Below are 19,738 nucleotides of genomic sequence, written 5' to 3' on the forward strand. Positions count from 1 at the left end.
GGCGCGGCAATTCTTCATTTCGATCTTGTAAGGCAGTCAGATGGGTTTTCGTTGCGGTATCGTCGGTCTTCCCAATGTGGGCAAGTCCACCCTGTTCAATGCGCTCACCGAAACGCAGGCGGCGCAGGCGGCCAATTATCCCTTCTGCACGATCGAGCCGAACGAAGGCCGGGTCGCCGTGCCCGACGACCGGCTCCAGACGATCGCGAAGATCGGCGGCAGCGCGAAGATCATCGAAACGCAGCTGAGCTTTGTCGACATTGCCGGCCTTGTCCGAGGCGCATCCAAGGGCGAAGGCCTTGGCAACCAGTTCCTCGCGAACATTCGCGAGACGGACGCTATCGTCCATGTCCTGCGCTGTTTCGAGGATGGCGACATCACCCATGTCGAGGGCAAGGTCGATCCCATCGCCGACGCCGAGACGGTCGAAACCGAACTGATGCTGGCGGACCTGGAAAGCCTGGAAAAGCGCGTCCCCAACCTCGCCAAGAAGGCGGCGCAGGGCGACAAGGAAGCCAAGGCGGCGGCCGCCGTGCTGGGTCAGGCGCTCGACCTGCTGCGCGACGGCAAGCCCGCCCGCCTCACCGTGCCGCGCGACGTGGAGGAAGAACGGCTGTTCGCGCAGGCGCAACTGCTGACGGCCAAGCCAGTCCTCTATGTCTGCAATGTCGAGGAAGACGCCGCTTCGGAAGGCAATGCTCATTCGGCCCGCGTGTTCGAGAAGGCCGCCGCCGAAAACGCCAAGGCGGTGATCGTGTCCGCCGCGATCGAGGCGGAACTGGTGACGATGCCGATCGAGGAGCGCACCGAATATCTCGAAGCGCTGGGCCTGACCGAAGCCGGCCTCGCCCGCATCATCCGCGCCGGCTATGAACTGCTGGGCCTCATCACCTTCTTCACCGTCGGGCCGAAGGAGGCCCGCGCCTGGACCGTGCACAAGGGCAGCAAGGCCCCGCAGGCGGCCGGTGCGATCCACACCGATTTCGAGAAGGGCTTCATCCGCGCCGAAACCATGGCCTATGCCGACTATGTCCAATTCAATGGCGAAGCCGGGGCCAAGGAAGCGGGCAAGTGGCGCTCCGAAGGCAAGGATTATGTGACGCAGGACGGCGACATCATGCTGTTCCGCTTCAACGTCTGATCTCCCCATGGCGCTGCGTCCGGGACAAATGTCTGCGCAGCGCAAGGCGGCCTTTCCGCCCAGCGTGGACGCGCATACGAAGCTGCTGATTTTGGGCAGCCTGCCGGGTGATGCCTCGATCAAGCAGGGCGAATATTATGCGCATCGCGGCAATGCCTTCTGGGACTTGCTGGGCGATGTGCTGGGGGAAGCCTTGCGCGGACAGCCCTATGCGATGCGGCTGAAGCGGTTGCGCGCGCTGGGCATTGGCCTGTGGGACGTGATCGAAAGCGCCGAGCGGCCCGGCAGTCTGGACAGCAGCATAAGGGGCGCGGAGTTGCGGGATCTGGGCCTGTTCGTGGAGCGGCTGCCGGCGCTGCGCGCGATCGGCTTCAACGGGAAGACGGCGGCCACCCATGGGCGGCGGCAACTGGGCGAGCGGCCCGGCCTGACGCTGATCGACCTGCCCTCCTCCAGCGGCGCCTATGCCAGCCTGTCGCGCGAGGCGAAGCGGCAGGCGTGGATGGTGCTGCGCGACGCGCTGGCATGAAACCCTACCAAAACGTCACTTTACCGTCATAGCATCGCTGCTAAGCGAGGTTTATTGCACAGATTGAAAACAAGAGTCGCCATGCTGATCCGATCCCTTGCCGCCGCCCTGCTCGCCGTCACCGCATTGAGCGGTTGCGTGTCCGTCCAGACCGTCCGTTCCGCGCCCGCAGCGACGACGGCGCAGGCGGAGCAACGCGCGCCCGTGACCATTTTGGTGTCGATCGACGGGTTTCGCCCCGATTATCTGAAGCGCGGCGTGTCGCCCAACCTCAATGCGCTGGCGGCGGGCGGCGTCGAATCCGCGATGCGTCCCTCTTTCCCGACCAAGACCTTCCCCAATCACTGGGCGATCGTCACCGGCGACCGGCCCGATCGCAGCGGCATCGTCGCCAATAATATGGAGGATGACAGCCGGCCCAAGGACAAGTTCACCATGGCCAGCGATGATCCCTATTGGTGGAACGAGGCCGAGCCGATCTGGATCACCGCCGAAAAGCAGGGCGTGCGCACCGCCACCATGTTCTGGCCCGGCTCCAATGTCGCCTGGGGCGGCACCAAGGCGGCGGAATGGCCCCATGTCATCAGCAACGGATCGCGCCCCAGCGACTGGGCGCAGTTCAATGAAGCGATCAGCCCGACGCAGCGCGTGAATGGGGTGCTGGACGTGCTGCGCCGCCCGGCCGACATTCGCCCACGCTTCGTCACCCTCTATTTCGATGAGGTCGACACCGCCGGCCATGTCAACGGGCCGGATGCGGCGCAGACGACACAGGCGGTCGCAGACGTCGACGCGCATATCGGCGATCTTATTGTCGGCCTCAAGGCGCTGGGTCAGCCGGCGAATATCGTCATCGTGTCCGACCATGGCATGGCCGCCAAAGCGAATGACCGGGTGATCATACTCGACAAGATCGCCGATCCGGCCGATTATCGCACCGTCGAAACTGGCCCCTATGCCAGCCTGGCCGCCATTCCGGGCCATGAAAAGGCGCTGGAAGCGGCGCTGTTCAAGCCGCGCGACCATATGCAATGCTGGCGCAAGGGGGAGATTCCGGCGCGTTTCCATTATGGCACGCATCGCCGCATCCCGCCCTATTTCTGTCTGGCCGAGACCGGCTGGGTGTTTCAGAATACGACGCCATCCAAGCCGATCAGCGGCGGCGACCATGGCTGGGACGATCGTGCGCCCGAAATGCAGGCGCTGTTCATCGCCAATGGGCCGGCCTTCAACACCAGCTTCCGTCCGTCTGCGGACTTCACCAATGTCGATGTCTATCCGCTGCTCGCCCGCCTGCTGGGCGTGACTCCGGTCGCGTCGGACGGCAATGCGGCGGCATTGCGGGGACTGGTCAAGCCCTAACATTGACGTAAACGGAAACGGCTCCTACATCCGCATTCATTGCAAAATCGGAGTTGGGTGAGGATGGAAGAGATTGTCTATTTCGAGGATATTGCGATCGGCGACAGCTTCGACTTCGGGCCGCTGACCGTCTCGCGCGACGAGACGGTCGCCTTTGCCGCAGAGTTCGATCCCCAGCCCTTCCATTTGTCGGACGAAGCGGCGGCGACCACCCATTTCGGCACGATTTCCGCCAGCGGCTGGCACACGACCGCCCTGTTCATGAAGATGTTCGTGGCGGAAATGCAGGCGCGTCCGGGACGGCAGGCCGCCAGCCTTGGCGCGGTGGGCGTGGACGAACTGCGCTGGCTGCTCCCGGTGCGCCCCGGCGATACGCTGCGTGGGCGTAACGAAGTCATCGCCAAGAAAGCATCGCAAAGCCGCCCGGAAATGGGCATCGTCCACAACAAGGTGACGATCTTCAATCAGGACGACAAGCCGGTGCTGACCATGATCCCGATCGCCATGTGGCGGACACGGCCCGCATAATCAGGGCCAAATTCTGCATAGTGGCTCTGCGCGGCCCGGATGGTTGGCGGTAGGGACCGGCATGCCAGCAATCGGGGAAAGCCGCCCATGCCCAGCACCGCCCATCTCCTCGCCTTCGCGCTGATCTCGCTGGGCATGGTGCTGACGCCCGGCCCGAACATGATCTACCTGATCTCGCGCTCCATTGCGCAGGGGCGCACGGCCGGCATGATCTCCCTGCTGGGTGTGGCCTGCGGCTTTCTGTTCTACATGGTGAGCGCGGCGTTCGGCATCACCGCGCTGCTGATGGCAGTGCCCTTCGCCTATGATGTGCTGCGAATTGGTGGAGCGCTCTATCTGCTCTGGCTGGCGTGGAGCGCGGTGCGGCCCGGCGGGCGATCGCCCTTTCAGGTTCGCGCCCTGCCGCAGGATAGTCCGCGCCGCCTCTTCACCATGGGGCTGGTCACGAACCTGCTCAATCCCAAGGTCGCGATGATCTATCTGTCGCTGCTGCCGCAATTTGTCGATCCAGCGCGCGGCCATATATTGGGCCAGTCGCTGGTTCTGGGCGCAACGCAGATCGTCATCAGCCTGTCCGTCAACGCCGTCATCGCCTGCCTCGCCGGATCGATCGCCGGCTTCCTGCACGGCCGCCCGCGCTGGCTGACGATCCAGCGCTGGTTCATGGGCACGGTGCTGGGCGGACTGGCCGTGCGCATGGCGGTGGAGCGGTAGGAATTACGTCAGGCTTCGCCGTTACAAATAATTGAAACTACACGATCCGATGGAACATCATAGGTCAACGAGATGACGCTGCACCCGCCGTCCATGATTTGTGGCGCTTCATCGACTTCAACCCACCATCGCCCCGGTTTTTGATCTATAGAAAGCACGCCATAAATCTTGCGATGGTCGGTATCTGAAGCCCAATAATAATAACGGCTATAGTCCTTCAGTGGCCAAGCCCTTTGCGGCATGGCAATTTTCGCTTCTATTTTCGCCATCATCTCTTCGCCTTCCCGCTTCGAGCTTTCTTTGCAGCCCGGCAATGCGAAGATGGCTACCAATAAGAACGGAATTGCCGATCTACACATCACTTTCTACCAAAAAGCTTCTCAATATCCCCATGGCCCAGCTTCACCCAGGTCGGCCGCCCGTGATTGCACTGGCCTGAGCGGGGCGTGACTTCCATCTCTCGCAGCAGGGCGTTCATTTCCGCGACGCTCAGCACGCGGCCGGCGCGGACGGAGCCGTGGCAGGCCATGGTTGCGGCGACGAGGTCCAGCCGTTCCTTGAGCGACAGGGCACTGTCATAGGCGGCGAGATCGTCCGCCAGATCCGTGACCAGCCCCTGCACATCCGACTGACCCAGCATCGCCGGCACCGCGCGGACCAGCATGGCGGAAGGACCGAAGCGCTCCAGATCGAGGCCGAAATCCTTGAGTTCAGCGATGCGCGCCTCCAGACGGTCGCAGGCCGGTTCGTCCAGTTCGACCACTTCGGGCAGCAGCAGCGCCTGAGAGGCCACACCCTGCCCCTCCATCGCCCGGCGCATGCGTTCCAGCGTCAGCCGCTCATGCGCGGCATGCTGGTCGACGATGACGAGGCCATCTTCCGCTTCGGCGACGATATAGGTGCGCGCCACCTGTCCGCGTGCGACGCCGAGCGGAAAGCTGTGCGCTTCCGGCGCGGGCGCGGCGGCCGGTTCGGCGCGGGCCTGCGGTGGTGGCGTCAGGAAGGAGGGGCGGCGATCGGCGAAGGAAGATTGCGTGAACTGGTTGTAGCTGACGGGTGATGACGCCCCCGCCTCGAAGATCGGCATGGCGCTGATCGGCGTCGGCGACAGGGGTTCGGGCTTCCATGCGGCGAGGCCCGCCGCATCGGCCTGTTGCACCGAACGGAAGCCTTCCGCATCGAGCGCGCGGCGCAGGCCGGATACGATCATGCCCCGGATCAGCGCCGGATCGCGAAAGCGAACTTCGGTCTTGGCGGGGTGGACGTTCACATCCACCTCATGCGGCGGAACATCGAGGAACAGGGCGACCACCGGATGCCGGTCGCGCGCCAGCATGTCGGCATAGGCGCCGCGCAGCGCACCGATCAACAGGCGGTCCTTCACCGGGCGGCCATTGACGAACAGATATTGATGATCGCCCACGCCCCGGTTGTAGGTCGGCAGGGAAGCGACGCCCGAAAGCTGCACCCCGTCCCGCTCAAGGCTAACGATCACATGATTGTCGGCCAGTTGCCGATCGGTGAGCGACGCGACGCGATCCTCCCGTCCTTCGTCGCCCTGCACGCCCAGCACCCGCCGCCCATCATGTTCGACCGAGAAGGCGACGGCCGGATGTGCCATTGCGAGACGACGTACGACATCGAGACAGGCGGCATATTCCGCCTTGGGCGACCGCAGGAATTTGCGCCGGGCCGGCACCTTGCCGAACAGCTGGTCCACGGCGACGCGGGTGCCCGGCGGCAGGGCGGCTGGTCCCTCCGCCACCAGCTGGCCATTGTCGACGGTGCGGTTCCAGCCATCGGCCCCGCGCGGGCGGCTGTCGATGGAGAGGCGGGCGACACTGGCGATGGACGGCAGCGCCTCCCCCCGGAAGCCCAAAGTAGCCACATTTTCAATGGCATCGTCGGGCATTTTGGAGGTAGCGTGCCGCTCCAGCGCCAGCGCCATGTCGGCCGAATCCATGCCGCAGCCATCATCGCTGACCTCGATCCGGTCGAGGCCGCCATTGGACAGGCGAACGGCGACGCGAGTCGCGCCCGCATCCAAAGCGTTTTCAACGATCTCTTTCAGCGCGCTGGCGGGTCTTTCGACCACTTCACCGGCGGCGATACGATTGACCAGATGTTCGGGCAGACGGCGTATTGACATTGATTAGGGACTAGCCCAAGCGAGCGCTTTCCGCGAGCCGCGAAGCCGAATTTTTTGCACTGCAAGGGGCAAGAAGGACGAACCAGCGGTCGGGCAGAACAGCTTTCCGACGATCCCCTTATCGCGTCGCGGGGACGGCGGGCGAAACAGGATAAGGCATGTCGATCTTCTCGCGTCTCTTCAAATTCTCCTCACAGGACATGGCCATCGATCTGGGCACGGCCAATACGGTGGTTTATGTGCGCGGTCGCGGCATCGTGCTGAACGAACCGTCGGTGGTCGCCATGGAGACACTGAACGGCATCAAGCGGGTCAAGGCCGTTGGCGTCGACGCCAAGCTGATGATGGGCAAGACCCCGGATTCGGTGGAAGCCATCCGTCCGCTGCGCGACGGCGTGATCGCCGACATCGATGTCGCCGAAGAAATGATCAAGCATTTCATCCGCAAGGTTCATGGCGGCAAGCATAGCCCCTGGCGCGCGCCGGAAATCGTGATCTGCGTGCCCAGTGGTTCGACCAGCGTCGAGCGCCGCGCGATCCGCGACGCCGCCAGCAACGCTGGTGCCAGCCAGGTCTTCCTGATCGAGGAGCCGATGGCCGCCGCGATCGGCGCCGACATGCCCGTGACCGAGCCGATCGGCTCCATGGTGGTCGACATTGGCGGGGGCACGACCGAAGTCGCCGTGCTGTCGCTGCGCGGCCTGGCCTACACCACCAGCGTGCGCGTGGGCGGCGACAAGATGGACGAAGCGATCGTGTCCTTCGTGCGCCGTCACCATAATCTGCTGATCGGCGAAGCCACGGCCGAGCGCATCAAGAAGCAGTTCGGCGTCGCCCAGCCGCCCGAAGACGGCGTTGGCGAAACGATCCACATCAAGGGTCGCGATCTGGTGAACGGCGTGCCCAAGGAAATCTCGATCAATCAGGGTCAGATTGCCGACGCGCTGGCCGAACCGATCGGCACCATCGTGGAGGGCGTGCGCATCGCGCTGGAAAACACGGCGCCCGAACTGGCGGCCGACATTGTCGATCAGGGCATCGTCCTGACCGGCGGCGGCGCGCTGCTCAAGGGGCTGGACGATGAACTGCGCGACGAGACCGGCCTGCCCGTGACCATCGCGGAAGATCCGCTGACCTGCGTCGCGATCGGCACCGGCCGCGCGATGGAGGATCCGATCTTCCGGGGCGTGCTGCAAACCGCCTGATCGAAGGGGCCTGAGATATGGCGCGGCCACCCAGCCGACGCCCCGGCATCAACCGGAGGGCGCAATATAGCTTGTTCGCCAGCTATGTCGTGGCGCTCACCGGGGCTGTCGTAGGCTTGCTGCTGGTGGTGGTCGCAATCTTCGACCCCACCGGCTTTGCGGCGTTGCGCATTGCCGCCGCCGAAATCAGCCGTCCGGCATCGGTGACGATGAAGTCCATGGTGAGCGGCGTCAGTTCGATCGACGAAGTGCTGGTCGCCTATTGGCGCGCCGGGTCGCAAAATGTTGGCCTGCGTCGACAGGTGGAAGCCGACCGTAATCGCATCATCGAGGCGAAGGCGGTGGCGCAGGAAAATATCCGCCTCAAGAAATTGCTGAAGCTGGTGGACGAGGATAGCAGCGACCTGCTGACCGCACGGCTGATCGCCTCCTCTTCGTCCAGCGCGCGCCGCTTTGCGCGGCTGAACGCGGGAAGCTGGCAGGGGGTCCGCGCAGGCATGCCGGTGCGCGCGCCCGAAGGGCTGATCGGCCGCATCCACATCACCAGCCCCAATAGCGCCGACGTGCTGTTGCTGACCGACACCAGCAATATCGTGCCGGTGCGCCGGGCCAGCGACAATATTCCCGCCATTTCCACCGGCATGGGCGACGGATCGGTCGAAGTGCGCGCGCTGACAGCGGGCCGCAATCCGTTCAAGCCCGGCGACCTGCTGGTGACGTCGGGCATTGGCGGCGTTTATCAGCCCAATATCCCGGTCGCCGTTGTGGTGCGGGCGCAGGGTGAGATCGCCTATGGCGTGCCGCTCGCCAACCCCGCACGCGTCGACGCCGTCGTGGTGGAGCGCATTTTCGAGGAGGCCGTCACCCGGCCCGGTCCCACTGCCCCCCCGATTGCGGAAGGGCCGCCGCCGGGCAACGCCGCCGCGCCATGATCGACCCGCATCTGCACCATGTGCCGCGCCTGGGCCGTTACCCTTCCCGGTTCCGGCTGGCCGGCACGCCGGTCATCACCGTCATGCTGGGATCCTTCCTGACCGCTTTGCCGGTGATCGCCCAGTCCGCGATTCTGCCGCCTTTCGGCCTGCTGATCCTGCTGTCCTGGCGACTGCTGCGTCCTGAATTGTGGCGCGCGTGGATCGCGCTGCCGCTGGGTCTGTTCGACGACATGATGAGCGGCCAGCCGATCGGCTCTGCGGTGTTCCTCTGGACGCTAGCGCTGGTTTGCATCGACTGGATCGAACATCGCATGGTGTGGCGGGGATACCGGCAGGACTGGCTAATTGCCGCCGTCGCGACTATCTTCTGCATTTCCGGTGGTTGGTTCTTTGCACGGATCACCGGCGGAGGTCATGTGAGCTTTTCCCTGGTCGCGCCCCAGATGGTCTGGACGATCCTGCTATTTCCCTTTGTCGTCCGCCAATGCGCGCGGATCGACCGCTGGCGCGTGATGGCATGAAGTTTCTGACGCCCAAGCGCAAGATCGTCACCGAAGCCGCCCAGTCCTTCACCTTTTCGCGCCGCGCGATGGTGGTTGGCGGGTTGCAGGGGGCTGTCGGCGCGATGCTGGTGGGGCGCATGGCGTGGATCAGCGTGGTCCAGAATGAAAAATACAGCCTGTTGTCGGAGAGCAATCGCGTCAACATGACGCTGATACCGCCGCGCCGGGGCTGGATACTCGATCGCCATGGCAAGGCGCTGGCGGACAACCGCACCGATTTTCGCGTCGACCTGATCCCGCAACGGGTGATCAATCCCGAAGCGACGATCACCGAACTGGCCCGCCTGCTGAAGCTGGAGCCGGACGAGGTCGACCGCATCCGCGAGGATCTCGAAAAGTCGGCCGGCTTCCGCCCGGTGCAGGTGGCCGACAAGCTGACCTATGACCAATATGCCGCGATCAGCGTGCGCCTGCCCGACCTGCCGGGCGTGGCGCCCAGCCAGGGCTTTTCGCGCAACTATCCCGCCGGCGCGACCGTGGGGCATCTGCTGGGCTATGTCGGCGCGGCGACGGCGGAGGATTATAAGGCGCGCAAGGACCCGCTGCTGATCACGCCGGGTTTCAAGATCGGCAAGGATGGCCTTGAAAAGGCGTTTGATCGTCACCTGACCGGCAAGCCCGGCGCCAAGCGCGTGGAGGTGACGGCGCGGGGCAAGATCGTGCAGGAACTCACCACCCGCACCGATACGCCGGGGCGCACGATCAAGCTGACCATCGACGCCGGATTGCAGGAATATGCCGGCCGCCGCCTCGCCACGCAGAGCGGCGCGGTGGTGGTGCTCGATTGCCACAATGGCGATGTGCTGGCGCTGGCGTCCATGCCCAGTTTCGATCCCAACAGCTTTTCCGACGGCATCAGCCATCTGGAATATGAAATGCTGTCGAAGGACGATCACATCCCCCTGCGCAACAAGACGTTGCAGGGGCTTTATCCGCCCGGATCGACAGTCAAGCCGATGGTGGCGCTGGCGCTGTTGGAGGCGGGTGTTTCGCCGGCCGAATCGGTCAATTGTCCGGGCGCGATCCGGGTCGGCAACACGCTGTTCCACTGTCACAAGAAGCGCGGCCACGGGCCGCTCAACATGCGCGGGGCTATCGCCCAGAGTTGCGACATTTATTTTTATCAGATGGCCCAGCGCATCGGCATGGATCGCATCGCCAGCATGGCGCGGCGCGTGGGCATGGGTCAGAAATTCGACCTGCCCTTCCCCAGCCAGAGTTATGGCACTGTGCCAGACCCGGCGTGGAAGGAACGGAAATATAACCAGAAATGGCAAGTCTATGACACGGTGAACGCCACCATCGGTCAGGGCTATATGCTGATCAACCCGTTGCAAATGGCGGTGATGGCGGCGCGGCTGGCCACCGGCAAGCAATTGATGCCCAACTTCATTCATGGTGCGCCACGGCCCGATCCCGCGCCGGTCGGATCGACCGAGGAGCATCTGGTCGTGATCCGCGACGCGATGAACGCGGTGGTCAATGGCGGCGGCACCGGCGGAGCGGCGCGCAGTTCCATTCCCGGTGTGATGATTGCGGGCAAGACCGGCACGGCGCAGGTGCGCCGCATCACCATGGCCGAACGCGCGGGCGGCGTGCGCGGCAATGCCGGCCTGCCCTTCAAGCTGCGCGACCATGCCCTGTTCCAGGGGTTCGCGCCGTTCGACAATCCGCGCTACGCCATCGCCTGCATCATCGAACATGGCGGCCACACCATTCGCAATGAAGACGCGCCGATGATCGCCAGCGACACGCTGTCCTATCTGTTCGATCCGGCCAAGGCGATGGAGAAGCTGGAGACGCTGGAGAAGGGCTGGGGCGGCACGCCCGGAGAGCGGCAGGCGCGGCAGATGGCGGCCTTCCGTCTGGCCAAGGCGATCGAGAAGGGCGAGGTGCCGCCCCCCGCCGACAATGCGATGAATGCGGCGAGCAGCAATGCCGCGCAACCCGCAGCGCAGGCCGCGCCCCAATCATCCGCCGCGGAGGAAGAGGATGTTCCCCCCCCCGCCAACAGCACGGCCGCGCCATGAGCATCGTTCCCAAGCCCATCACCGATTTTCCCTGGCGCATATTGGGCCTGTTGCTGGCGATCGCCGGCTTTGGCACGGTCGTGCTCTACAGTGCGGCCAATGGCAGCATCTTTCCCTGGGCGGTCAATCAGGGCGTGCGCTTCTGCGTCTTCTCCGCGATGGCGCTGGGTCTCAGCCGCATTCCGGTGTCGGTTTTCGCCCGCTACGCCTTCCCGGCCTATGGCGCGGTGCTGGCGGCGCTGGTCGTGGTTGAACTGATCGGCGGCGTGGCCGGGGGCAGCCAGCGCTGGATCAATCTGGGCTTCATGCAACTCCAGCCGTCGGAATTCATGAAGCCGATCATCGTCCTGACCATCGCGCGTTTCTACGCCATGTTGCCGGTGGGCGAAATTCGCGGCTGGCATGCCATCTGGCCCGCGCTGGTGCTGATCGGCTTTCCCTGGGCGCTGGTGCTGATCCAGCCGGATCTGGGAACCGCAACCATGATCCTGGCGGGGGGCATCACCGTCATGTTCCTGGCCGGCCTGCCGCTGCGGCTGTTCATCGGGTCGGGCCTTGCCGTCGCAGCCCTGATCCCGATCGCCTTCAGTTTCCTGCATGATTATCAGAAGAACCGCGTTCTCATCTTCCTGGACCCCGAAAGCGATCCGCTGGGCGCGGGCTATCATATCAGCCAGTCCAAGATCGCGATCGGCTCCGGCGGCGTCTGGGGCAAGGGATTCCTGAACGGCACGCAGAGCCATCTGCAATATCTGCCCGAAGGCCATACCGATTTCGCCTTCGCCACCATGGCGGAGGAATGGGGATTGCTGGGCGGCACGATGCTGATCCTGGCGTTCATGCTGCTGTTTCGCTGGGGCATCCGGGTGTCGATGCGTACGCAGGACAAATTTGCACGGCTGACGGCGGCGGGCCTGACCACCACGATCTTCTTCTATGTCGCGATCAACCTGATGATGGTGATGGGCCTGGCGCCGGTGGTGGGCATTCCCCTGCCCTTCATGTCCTATGGCGGATCGTCGATGCTGACGGTGATGCTGTGCGTGGGCATCATCATGGCCATCGACCGCGCCGGGAAAAAGCGCGCAGGCATGGGAAACTGGCACTGAAATTCGCGACTTGCGAAAAAAATGCCAATCAGGGCGATTTAATGTTTGCAAATCATCATGCGGCTGCTAACAGCCCGGCCACGCCAGACGGTTAACCGCCACGGCATGGACGCATAGCTCAGTTGGTAGAGCAGCTGACTCTTAATCAGCGGGTCCTTGGTTCGAGCCCAAGTGCGTCCACCAAATTGCCATAGGAAATACACTGACCTGCACCCTTACGGGTTGGGCCTTACATGCCGCTCGTAAGCATCGAGTAAAAGCATTGCCAGAGTGCGCTGGCATCGACTGAGCCTTTTACCGGGCAGGCAGGTGGGTTAGTCTGCACAGATGAAATGGCTCCTCCTTCAACTAGCATCAGCGATGTGCGTCGCCTGCGGAGTCGCACAGCAGCCCGAGAGCGCGAAAACGGTTGCTGCGTTTGAAATCTCCTTGCCGACAAAAGACGAGCGAGACGAGTTTCTCGCCGTGCTGCGCAGAGAGGCGGAAGCTGAAGGCCTTCATGTTGATGCAGCAGATGAGCAGCGGCTGATACAGACAGGCAGGGATATCCCAGCAGCAAAGATGACACTCCACGCCGCAGTCTGGCGCGGAACTGATGACAACGAATCCGAAGCGGTCATAATGGACCAGGCTGACCATCTAGGGCGGGTCTGGATCATGTTCTCCAAAGGCGAGGATCCTCGCCTAGCTAGCCAATTCCGCGAAAAAGCAGTTCGAGCGATTTTCGCTCGATGGCCCGACACATTGATACTTCCGATCATGCCGACCGGAGCGATACCTTTACACGGGGACCTCGTAAGGACACCGAAGGGCTATAAAGTCACCACCTCAGCTGCGGCAAAATACGAAGTGACCGACACAAAGAGCTAGGCTGCGGCTGACGGTCGCGACCGCCCCACGCTATTAACCAATTGGGATAACTGTCAGCGAGCATACACCTGTCCTATGTCCCGTCCGCCTCCCAAGACCCGAGAGCAGCGACGACCGCCCCCCCGCCGGTCCAGCAGGCTCCAGTCCTTGACTACATCCCAAGCCGCATGCAGCGCGCCCTGATCGTAGAACAGCCCGTCCCACTGCGGCGAATCGCGGCGATTTCATTCTGGTTAATGTGCGCTCAACCAAGCGGAGGCACCGCTTCTTGACGGCTGCCATGCCATCGAAAGCGCATGATCGCTTCACTGGACATGCGCTGCTGGCTGGCCGCCCTATCGATGATCGGCACTGCGGGCTTTCTGTGCGTGGCGCATGCGGATCTGCCGGATGACGCTTCGCCCATGCAACCGGCGGCGCACGCCGCGATTGCAACCCCGTCGGCCGGATTGGGACCAGCCGTGGAAAGCAGCACGGAAACGACCATCAACAGGTCGGCCGACGGCATGTTCTATATTCATGGCGCCAGCGCCGGCGCACGCATCCGCTTCATCGTCGACACCGGCGCTAGCGTGACGGTGCTCACCGCGCATGATGCGGCCGCTTTTGGCGATCATCTTGTGCCGACCAGCGGATCGGGTCAGCTCATGACCGTGGGCGGCGCCAGACGCGTTCAGGAAGCGGAGTTGAAGGATCTGGTCGTCGCGGGCCGACGCCTGCCGCCGCTGCGGGTGGCGATCATGGATTCGGAAATGGACGTGTCTCTGCTGGGCCAGAACGCCCTGTCGAAGCTCGGCCCGATCCTCTTTGCCAACGACCAGATGACCCTGCGCTGACAAGCACAGGGTCGCCAAAAATTGTCAGGCGGCAGCGGCCTGCCGCCGCTTACGCCGCGCAAGCCAGCCTGCAACCGCCAGCCCTGCCGTCATCATTGCCCAGGTTTCCGGCTCCGGCAACGGCTCGGTCGGCGTTACGCCGCCATCCCCGCCACCGGGGTTATTGACATTGGTGTCGGATCCGGTCGGAGTGGGTTCAACGCCCACTGTGCCGGGCAATGTACCGCCGCCGCTGGAGCCGCCACCACCGGCTGCGCCGCCGTTCGAACCGCCGGGGGCACCGTTGCCGTTACCGGCCGGTCCAAAGGCCGATGGCGAACCAAGCGCAAATTGCTGCCCGTTCACGCCACCGTCCGGCGCTGATTCCGTGCCCTGGCCGACCGAGGGCGGCGCGACGCCCGCAGGCTGCCCGGCGGCATCCGGCGAACCCAGCGGCCGATAGGCACTGCCAATTGGACGCCCGGTCCCGCCATTCAGCATTCGCCCGGTTCCGAACATTTCCGGCGCGGCGAGCGCGCTATTGGACGCCATTGCACCCTGTCGAACGGCCGCAGCAACATCGGAAGGAAGGAACATCGCACGCATCAGCCCGCCAAGGCTGAATATGGCGGCGCCGCCGACAGCCAGCGACAGCATCAGAAGCGCCAGATGGCGTTGCTCTGTCTTTACATTCGCTGCTGAAGCCATCGCCTGATCCTCCCGTTCCAAATCCCGCAGCGGGAAATTGCACGGGAATATAGATGAGTTGTCGAACGCACGCCAGATTAAAAGACCCCATCGCCAATATGGAGCGATATTAGGCCTTTGCCTGAAGCGACAGGCGCTTTTGTTTGCGCCCATTTCATCTGCGCCATCCGGCTGTTTGCGACAGACTGTTCCGCAAGGAGACAGCGGGCCGCACCGATCTTAACGGCTCATATCGATCGAAGGACATGGTGTGCGCCACAGAAATAGGCCTGCCACGGCCACCACATCATTTGGCAAGGGGCGGAATCCATTCATCTTTATCCGGATGACTTTTTTCCCTTTCAAAGGCCATCAGCCCCTTGCCATTTCCGTCGCGCCATTGCATAGGCGCGGCCTGCCCGGCGGAAGTCGGGCTGCTCCCCGATAGCTCAGCGGTAGAGCATTCGACTGTTAATCGAATGGCCGTAGGTTCGAATCCTACTCGGGGAGCCAGCTTTGCTGGCCGCTGGCTCCATCAGTTACAAGCGGGATGACGCGAGGCCAAAGCCCGCGCGAACGACATCAGACAATCTGATAGGCCGATGATGCTGATGCCTTCCGACATCCGCGATCGCCGCCATGAGGCCGCATCAAAAATGACGCGAGCACATGAGTTTCTGTCCTCTATTGACGTCCATACGCTTAAAGCCCCATTCACTTGGCACGGCATAGACATGCAGACCGGCAAAAGCCTGGCAACAATGTCGCCATTTCTCCAAGGGGTATCCATTCATGTCGTTTGCATCGGTCGCCAGTAGATTTTCCCTGCTCCTTCTCTGCGCGTCGAGCGCGCCCGCTCTGGCGCAGGCCGGAGACGCAACGAAGGGCAAAATAGTTTTTGCCCGCTGCGCCCTGTGTCATGACGTAAAGCCTGGCCCGAAGAAAATGGGTCCGAACCTTGCCGGCATCTTTGGCCGCACATCCGGCGCATCAGCCGGATTTGCCTATTCGCCCGCAATGCAGAAGGCGAAGATCCGCTGGGATGTAAAAAGCATGGACAGCTTCATCACCAAGCCGTCCGCGATGGTTCCCGGAACGAAGATGGCCTTTCCGGGCGTTCCAAACCCGGCTGATCGGGCCAACCTGCTCGCCTATCTGAAGGCGGAAGCCAAGTAAGCGCCTGGAGCATGATGCGATTGGATTGCATCGCATCATGCTCTGAAAGTCATTTTTGTCGCATTTTTGTGAAGTCATCCGTCCCAGATAACTTCACAAAATGCCCTAGATCCCGCCCGCCGTCACGGCCCAGCCTCCGCGCTCCAGCCCGGCGCTGAGGTCGCTGACGCAGGCGTCCAGTCCCGCCTGACTGGTCGAACGGATCACGAAATTGGCGCCGGTCCGCCCTTCGCGGAAAAAGGGGTAGCTGCCAATCTGACAGCCATCATGGGCTTTTTCCGTAGCCCCCAGCAGATCGGCGATTTCGCTTTCGGCGACCCAGCAACCGATGGTGGCGGACAATAGCGGCAGACCGCCTTCGAGCGTGCCGGTCAGCCGATCGAGCATGCCAGCGGTGATATGCGGCACGCCCGCCATGATGAAGATGTTGCCGTGGCGGATGCCCGGTGCGCCGGACATGCGGTTTTCGATCAGGCTGGCGCCCGCCGGCACACGCGCCATTCGCAGGCGCGCATCGGTCAGTCCGCCGCGCGTTTCGTAATAATCGGCCAGGATCGCGCGCGCCGCCTCATGAATTTCCACCTCCACGCCCAGCGCCGCCGCGATCGCATCAACGGTGATGTCGTCATGGGTGGGGCCGATGCCGCCAGTGGTGAACAGATAATCGTTGCGCACGCGCAGCAGGTTCACCGCTTCAATGATCGCGTCCCTGTCATCGGCGATCACCCGCACTTCACGCAGCCGGATGCCCTGCACATTCAGCCAGGTCGCAATCTGGGAGACATTCCTGTCCTGCGTCCGACCGGAAAGAATTTCGTCGCCGATCACGATCAGCGCTGCGGTCCAGATGCGTGTGGGATCGGCCATGGCCAAAGCCCATAGCCTGCGCCGCGATCCATGCCTAGGCCCCCTCGCATTATCGACGGGCTGCGCCTATAATCGGATCATGACCGAATATATGACGATGACGGCGGACGCGCCGACCACCCGATCGACCGCAATCAAACTCTATGACGAAAGCGGTTTTGCCGGCATGCGCAAGGCAGGTCGTCTAGCCGCGGAGATACTGGACGCGCTGGTCCCGCATGTCGTGCCGGGCGTCACCACCGGCGAACTGGACGACATAGTCCGCCGCATGACGCTGGACGGCGGCGGCGTGCCGGCGACTTTGGGCTATCGCGGCTATGCGCATAGCTGCTGCATCTCGCTCAACAACGTGATCTGCCATGGCATCCCCGGTGATTATAGGCTGAAGGACGGCGACATCCTCAACATCGACGTGACGCCGCAAGTCGATGGCTGGCATGGCGATACCAGCCGCATGTTCATCGTCGGCGAAACATCCATCAAGGCGCGCCGCTTGGTGGAAGTGACCTATGAGTGCCTGATGATGGGCATTGAGCAGGCCAGGCCCGGCAATCATCTGGGCGACATCGGCTATGTGATCCAGAAGCACGCTGAAAAGCATCGTTATGGCGTGGTGCGCGATTTCTGCGGCCATGGACTGGGGCAGGTTTTCCACGACAGCCCGGAAGTCGTGCATGTCGGTCGTCCCGGCACCGGCCCGGAGCTGAAGCCCGGCATGTTCTTCACGATCGAGCCGATGATCAACATCGGCAAGCCCGGCGTGAAGATGATGGACGATGGCTGGACCGCCGTGACGCGCGACCGGACCCTGTCCGCCCAGTTCGAACACAGCATCGGTATCACCGAAACCGGGTGTGAGATTTTCACCAAAAGCCCGGCTGGTTTCGATTGCCCGCCTTATAAGCTCTGATCATCGAAACGCTGCCCAAAAAACGGGCAGAGAGTCACGATATTGCCCGGAAACCGGGCAATATGGACAAAGATTGCTGCATCGCCGAAAGCAGTTGTAGCGATTCGCCATTTGGCACGGTAATTGATTGCCAAGGGAGACGACGGGTGCCTCGGGGGGCATGACGATCGTCGCTCGAAGGAGAAGGATGCGGACGCGCCGCATTCTTTCGTGCGTCATGGGTTGGGATTACGAGTGATGAAAAAGATCGAAGCCATCATCAAGCCGTTCAAGCTGGACGAGGTCAAGGAAGCGCTGCACGAAGTCGGCGTTTCGGGCATCACCGTCACCGAAGCGAAAGGCTTTGGACGTCAGAAGGGCCATACCGAACTGTATCGGGGCGCCGAATATGTCGTCGATTTCCTGCCCAAGGTGAAGCTGGAAGTAGTGGTGGACGATACGCTGGCCGACCGGGTGGTCGAGGCGATCTGCGCCGCCGCCCAGACCGGCCGCATCGGCGACGGCAAGATTTTCATCTCCAATATCGAAGGTGCGGTCCGCATCCGCACCGGCGAGCGCGACAGCGACGCCATCTGACCGTTTTCCCGCTGGTTGACAGGGGACCGGCGGACAAGAACTTCAACGACCCCTTCGGGGGGGTTTTTCTAGAGAAGGGCAACTGCACATGGCCAACACGCCAAAAGACATCCTGAAGATGATCGAAGAAAAGGAGATCGAGTGGGTCGATGTCCGCTTCACCGATCCCAAGGGCAAGTGGCAGCACCTGACCATGGTGTCGAGCGTGCTTGGTGAAGATGAGCTGACCCAGGGTCTGATGTTCGACGGTTCGTCGATCGAAGGCTGGAAGGCGATCAACGAATCGGACATGATCCTGAAGCCCGACCTGGACGCCGTCTATGTCGATCCGTTCAGCGCCACCCCGATGCTGATCATCTTCTGCGACATCGTCGAGCCCGACACCGGCGAACTGTACAGCCGCGACCCGCGCTCCTGTGCGAAGCGCGCCGAAGCCTTCGTCAAGTCGGCCGGTTTTGGCGACACCATCTATGTCGGCCCGGAAGCCGAATTCTTCATGTTCGACGATGTGCGCTTCGAGAATGATTACTCGCAGAGCTATTTCAAGATCGACGACATCGAACTGCCGACCAACACCGGCAAGGAATATGAAGGCGGCAACCTGGGCCACCGTCCGCGCGCCAAGGGCGGCTATTTCCCCGTCGCGCCGGTCGATCCGTGCACCGACATCCGCGCCGAGATGGTTTCGACCATGCTCGAAATGGGCCTGCCCTGCGACAAGCATCACCATGAAGTCGCCGCCGCGCAGCACGAACTCGGCCTGACCTTCGGTACGCTGGTCCAGACCGCTGACCGCATGCAGATTTATAAGTATGTCGTGCAGATGGTTGCGCAGGCCTATGGCAAGACCGCGACCTTCATGCCCAAGCCGATCGCGCAGGACAATGGTTCGGGCATGCACACCCACATGTCGATCTGGGAAGGCGGCAAGCCGCTCTTCGCGGGCGACGGCTATGCCGGCCTGTCGGACACCTGCCTCTACTTCATCGGCGGCGTCATCAAGCACGCCAAGGCCCTGAACGCCTTCACCAACCCGACCACCAACAGCTACAAGCGTCTGGTGCCGGGCTTCGAAGCCCCGGTTCTGCTGGCTTATTCGGCGCGTAACCGTTCGGCCTCCTGCCGTATTCCCTACGGCGCGGGCGCCAAGGCGAAGCGCGTGGAATTCCGCTTCCCCGACGCGATGGCCAACCCCTATCTGTGCTACGCCGCACTGCTGATGGCCGGCCTCGACGGCATCGAGAACAAAATCCATCCGGGCGCCGCGATGGACAAGAATCTCTATGACCTGCCGCCCGAAGAGCTGAGCCAGGTGCCGACCGTCTGCGGTTCGCTGCGTGAAGCGCTCAACAGCCTGGAAGCCGATTATGACTTCCTGCTGAAGGGCGACGTCTTCACCAAGGATCAGATCGATGCCTATATCGAACTGAAGTGGCCCGAAGTGTATCGCTGGGAAATGGCGCCGTCGCCGGTCGAATTCGACATGTACTACAGCGCCTGATTTGTTCGGGCCTGATTTTTAGGTCTGATTATGGAAAAGGCCCGGTCGCTCCATCGAGCGGCCGGGCCTTT

General features: G+C 62.8%; 20 protein-coding genes and 2 tRNA genes. 18 read left to right on the forward strand and 4 right to left on the reverse strand.

What is annotated here, in order from left to right; all coding sequences use genetic code 11:
* The first annotated feature begins 40 nt into the window (after positions 1–40).
* The 5 genes from ychF to ACFOKF_RS10525 all read left to right on the forward strand — a co-directional run bounded on the left by ychF (position 41) and on the right by ACFOKF_RS10525 (position 4,274).
* Complete coding sequence (gene ychF, locus ACFOKF_RS10505; protein ID WP_380795517.1) at positions 41–1,141, forward strand: redox-regulated ATPase YchF; 1,101 nt, start codon at positions 41–43, stop codon at positions 1,139–1,141.
* A 7-nt stretch (positions 1,142–1,148) separates the two neighbouring features.
* Positions 1,149–1,670, forward strand: a complete 522-nt coding sequence (locus tag ACFOKF_RS10510; RefSeq protein WP_380795519.1) for a DNA-deoxyinosine glycosylase — start codon at positions 1,149–1,151, stop codon at positions 1,668–1,670.
* Positions 1,671–1,751: 81 nt separating this feature from the next.
* The gene (locus tag ACFOKF_RS10515) at positions 1,752–3,032 is read left to right on the forward strand and encodes an alkaline phosphatase family protein (protein WP_380795521.1); all 1,281 of its coding nucleotides are present in this window, start codon (positions 1,752–1,754) and stop codon (positions 3,030–3,032) included.
* Between the two features lie 63 nt (positions 3,033–3,095).
* Positions 3,096–3,560, forward strand: a complete 465-nt coding sequence (locus ACFOKF_RS10520) for a MaoC family dehydratase (protein WP_380795522.1) — start codon at positions 3,096–3,098, stop codon at positions 3,558–3,560.
* A gap of 87 nt (positions 3,561–3,647) precedes the next feature.
* Entirely contained in the window at positions 3,648–4,274 is a 627-nt protein-coding gene (locus tag ACFOKF_RS10525; protein ID WP_380795523.1) for a LysE family translocator, read from the forward strand.
* An 8-nt stretch (positions 4,275–4,282) separates the two neighbouring features.
* Here ACFOKF_RS10525 and ACFOKF_RS10530 read toward each other — a convergent pair whose 3' ends face one another.
* Together ACFOKF_RS10530 and mutL are read right to left on the reverse strand one after the other, a co-directional pair.
* Positions 4,283–4,606, reverse strand: a complete 324-nt coding sequence (locus tag ACFOKF_RS10530) for a hypothetical protein (RefSeq protein WP_380795524.1) — start codon at positions 4,604–4,606, stop codon at positions 4,283–4,285.
* Between the two features lie 26 nt (positions 4,607–4,632).
* Positions 4,633–6,423, reverse strand: a complete 1,791-nt coding sequence (gene mutL, locus ACFOKF_RS10535) for a DNA mismatch repair endonuclease MutL (protein ID WP_380795525.1) — start codon at positions 6,421–6,423, stop codon at positions 4,633–4,635.
* 158 nt (positions 6,424–6,581) lie between these two features.
* On the opposite strand from mutL, the gene ACFOKF_RS10540 reads away from it, so the two are divergent.
* The 8 genes from ACFOKF_RS10540 (at position 6,582) to ACFOKF_RS10575 (ending at position 13,971) form a co-directional block, all read left to right on the forward strand.
* Positions 6,582–7,628 (forward strand): rod shape-determining protein, encoded by a 1,047-nt coding sequence (locus ACFOKF_RS10540; protein WP_298397054.1) that lies wholly within the window; start codon positions 6,582–6,584, stop codon positions 7,626–7,628.
* Positions 7,629–7,645: 17 nt separating this feature from the next.
* Complete coding sequence (mreC, locus tag ACFOKF_RS10545) at positions 7,646–8,560, forward strand: rod shape-determining protein MreC (protein ID WP_380795527.1); 915 nt, start codon at positions 7,646–7,648, stop codon at positions 8,558–8,560.
* The gene (gene mreD / locus ACFOKF_RS10550) at positions 8,557–9,084 is read left to right on the forward strand and encodes a rod shape-determining protein MreD (protein WP_380795528.1); all 528 of its coding nucleotides are present in this window, start codon (positions 8,557–8,559) and stop codon (positions 9,082–9,084) included. The genes mreC and mreD overlap by 4 nt, the downstream gene beginning before the upstream one ends.
* Positions 9,081–11,156 (forward strand): penicillin-binding protein 2, encoded by a 2,076-nt coding sequence (gene mrdA, locus ACFOKF_RS10555; RefSeq protein WP_380795529.1) that lies wholly within the window; start codon positions 9,081–9,083, stop codon positions 11,154–11,156. The genes mreD and mrdA overlap by 4 nt, the downstream gene beginning before the upstream one ends.
* On the forward strand, positions 11,153–12,265 hold the full coding sequence (gene rodA, locus ACFOKF_RS10560) for a rod shape-determining protein RodA (RefSeq protein ID WP_380795531.1): 1,113 nt from the start codon (positions 11,153–11,155) through the stop codon (positions 12,263–12,265). The genes mrdA and rodA overlap by 4 nt, the downstream gene beginning before the upstream one ends.
* Before the next feature lie 107 nt (positions 12,266–12,372).
* A tRNA-Lys gene (locus ACFOKF_RS10565) sits at positions 12,373–12,448 on the forward strand.
* Between the two features lie 144 nt (positions 12,449–12,592).
* Positions 12,593–13,135, forward strand: a complete 543-nt coding sequence (locus ACFOKF_RS10570; RefSeq protein WP_380795533.1) for a hypothetical protein — start codon at positions 12,593–12,595, stop codon at positions 13,133–13,135.
* Positions 13,136–13,431: 296 nt separating this feature from the next.
* Positions 13,432–13,971 (forward strand): retropepsin-like aspartic protease family protein, encoded by a 540-nt coding sequence (locus ACFOKF_RS10575; protein WP_380795534.1) that lies wholly within the window; start codon positions 13,432–13,434, stop codon positions 13,969–13,971.
* Positions 13,972–13,995: 24 nt separating this feature from the next.
* Here the strand turns inward: ACFOKF_RS10575 and ACFOKF_RS10580 are convergent, their stop codons facing one another.
* A complete protein-coding gene (locus ACFOKF_RS10580; RefSeq protein WP_380795536.1) occupies positions 13,996–14,658 on the reverse strand; it encodes a PEP-CTERM sorting domain-containing protein in 663 nt (220 codons plus the stop codon).
* Between the two features lie 417 nt (positions 14,659–15,075).
* On the opposite strand from ACFOKF_RS10580, the gene ACFOKF_RS10585 reads away from it, so the two are divergent.
* A tRNA-Asn gene (locus ACFOKF_RS10585) sits at positions 15,076–15,150 on the forward strand.
* A gap of 279 nt (positions 15,151–15,429) precedes the next feature.
* Positions 15,430–15,813, forward strand: coding sequence for a c-type cytochrome (locus ACFOKF_RS10590; RefSeq protein WP_380795538.1), 384 nt, complete (start codon positions 15,430–15,432; stop codon positions 15,811–15,813).
* Between the two features lie 105 nt (positions 15,814–15,918).
* On the opposite strand, the gene ACFOKF_RS10595 is transcribed toward ACFOKF_RS10590, so the two are convergent.
* Positions 15,919–16,680, reverse strand: coding sequence for a competence/damage-inducible protein A (locus ACFOKF_RS10595; protein ID WP_380795539.1), 762 nt, complete (start codon positions 16,678–16,680; stop codon positions 15,919–15,921).
* A 79-nt stretch (positions 16,681–16,759) separates the two neighbouring features.
* On the opposite strand from ACFOKF_RS10595, the gene map reads away from it, so the two are divergent.
* The 3 genes from map (at position 16,760) to glnA (ending at position 19,667) form a co-directional block, all read left to right on the forward strand.
* Positions 16,760–17,590, forward strand: a complete 831-nt coding sequence (map, locus tag ACFOKF_RS10600) for a type I methionyl aminopeptidase (protein ID WP_380797740.1) — start codon at positions 16,760–16,762, stop codon at positions 17,588–17,590.
* A 237-nt stretch (positions 17,591–17,827) separates the two neighbouring features.
* Positions 17,828–18,166, forward strand: coding sequence for a P-II family nitrogen regulator (locus tag ACFOKF_RS10605; protein ID WP_298399077.1), 339 nt, complete (start codon positions 17,828–17,830; stop codon positions 18,164–18,166).
* Positions 18,167–18,254: 88 nt separating this feature from the next.
* Positions 18,255–19,667: a type I glutamate--ammonia ligase gene (glnA, locus tag ACFOKF_RS10610; RefSeq protein ID WP_380795540.1), complete on the forward strand. Its 1,413-nt coding sequence runs from the start codon at positions 18,255–18,257 to the stop codon at positions 19,665–19,667.
* The last annotated feature ends 71 nt before the right edge of the window (positions 19,668–19,738 follow it).

This window comes from Sphingobium rhizovicinum, assembly GCF_042647625.1.
GTDB classification, from domain to species: domain Bacteria; phylum Pseudomonadota; class Alphaproteobacteria; order Sphingomonadales; family Sphingomonadaceae; genus Sphingobium; species Sphingobium rhizovicinum.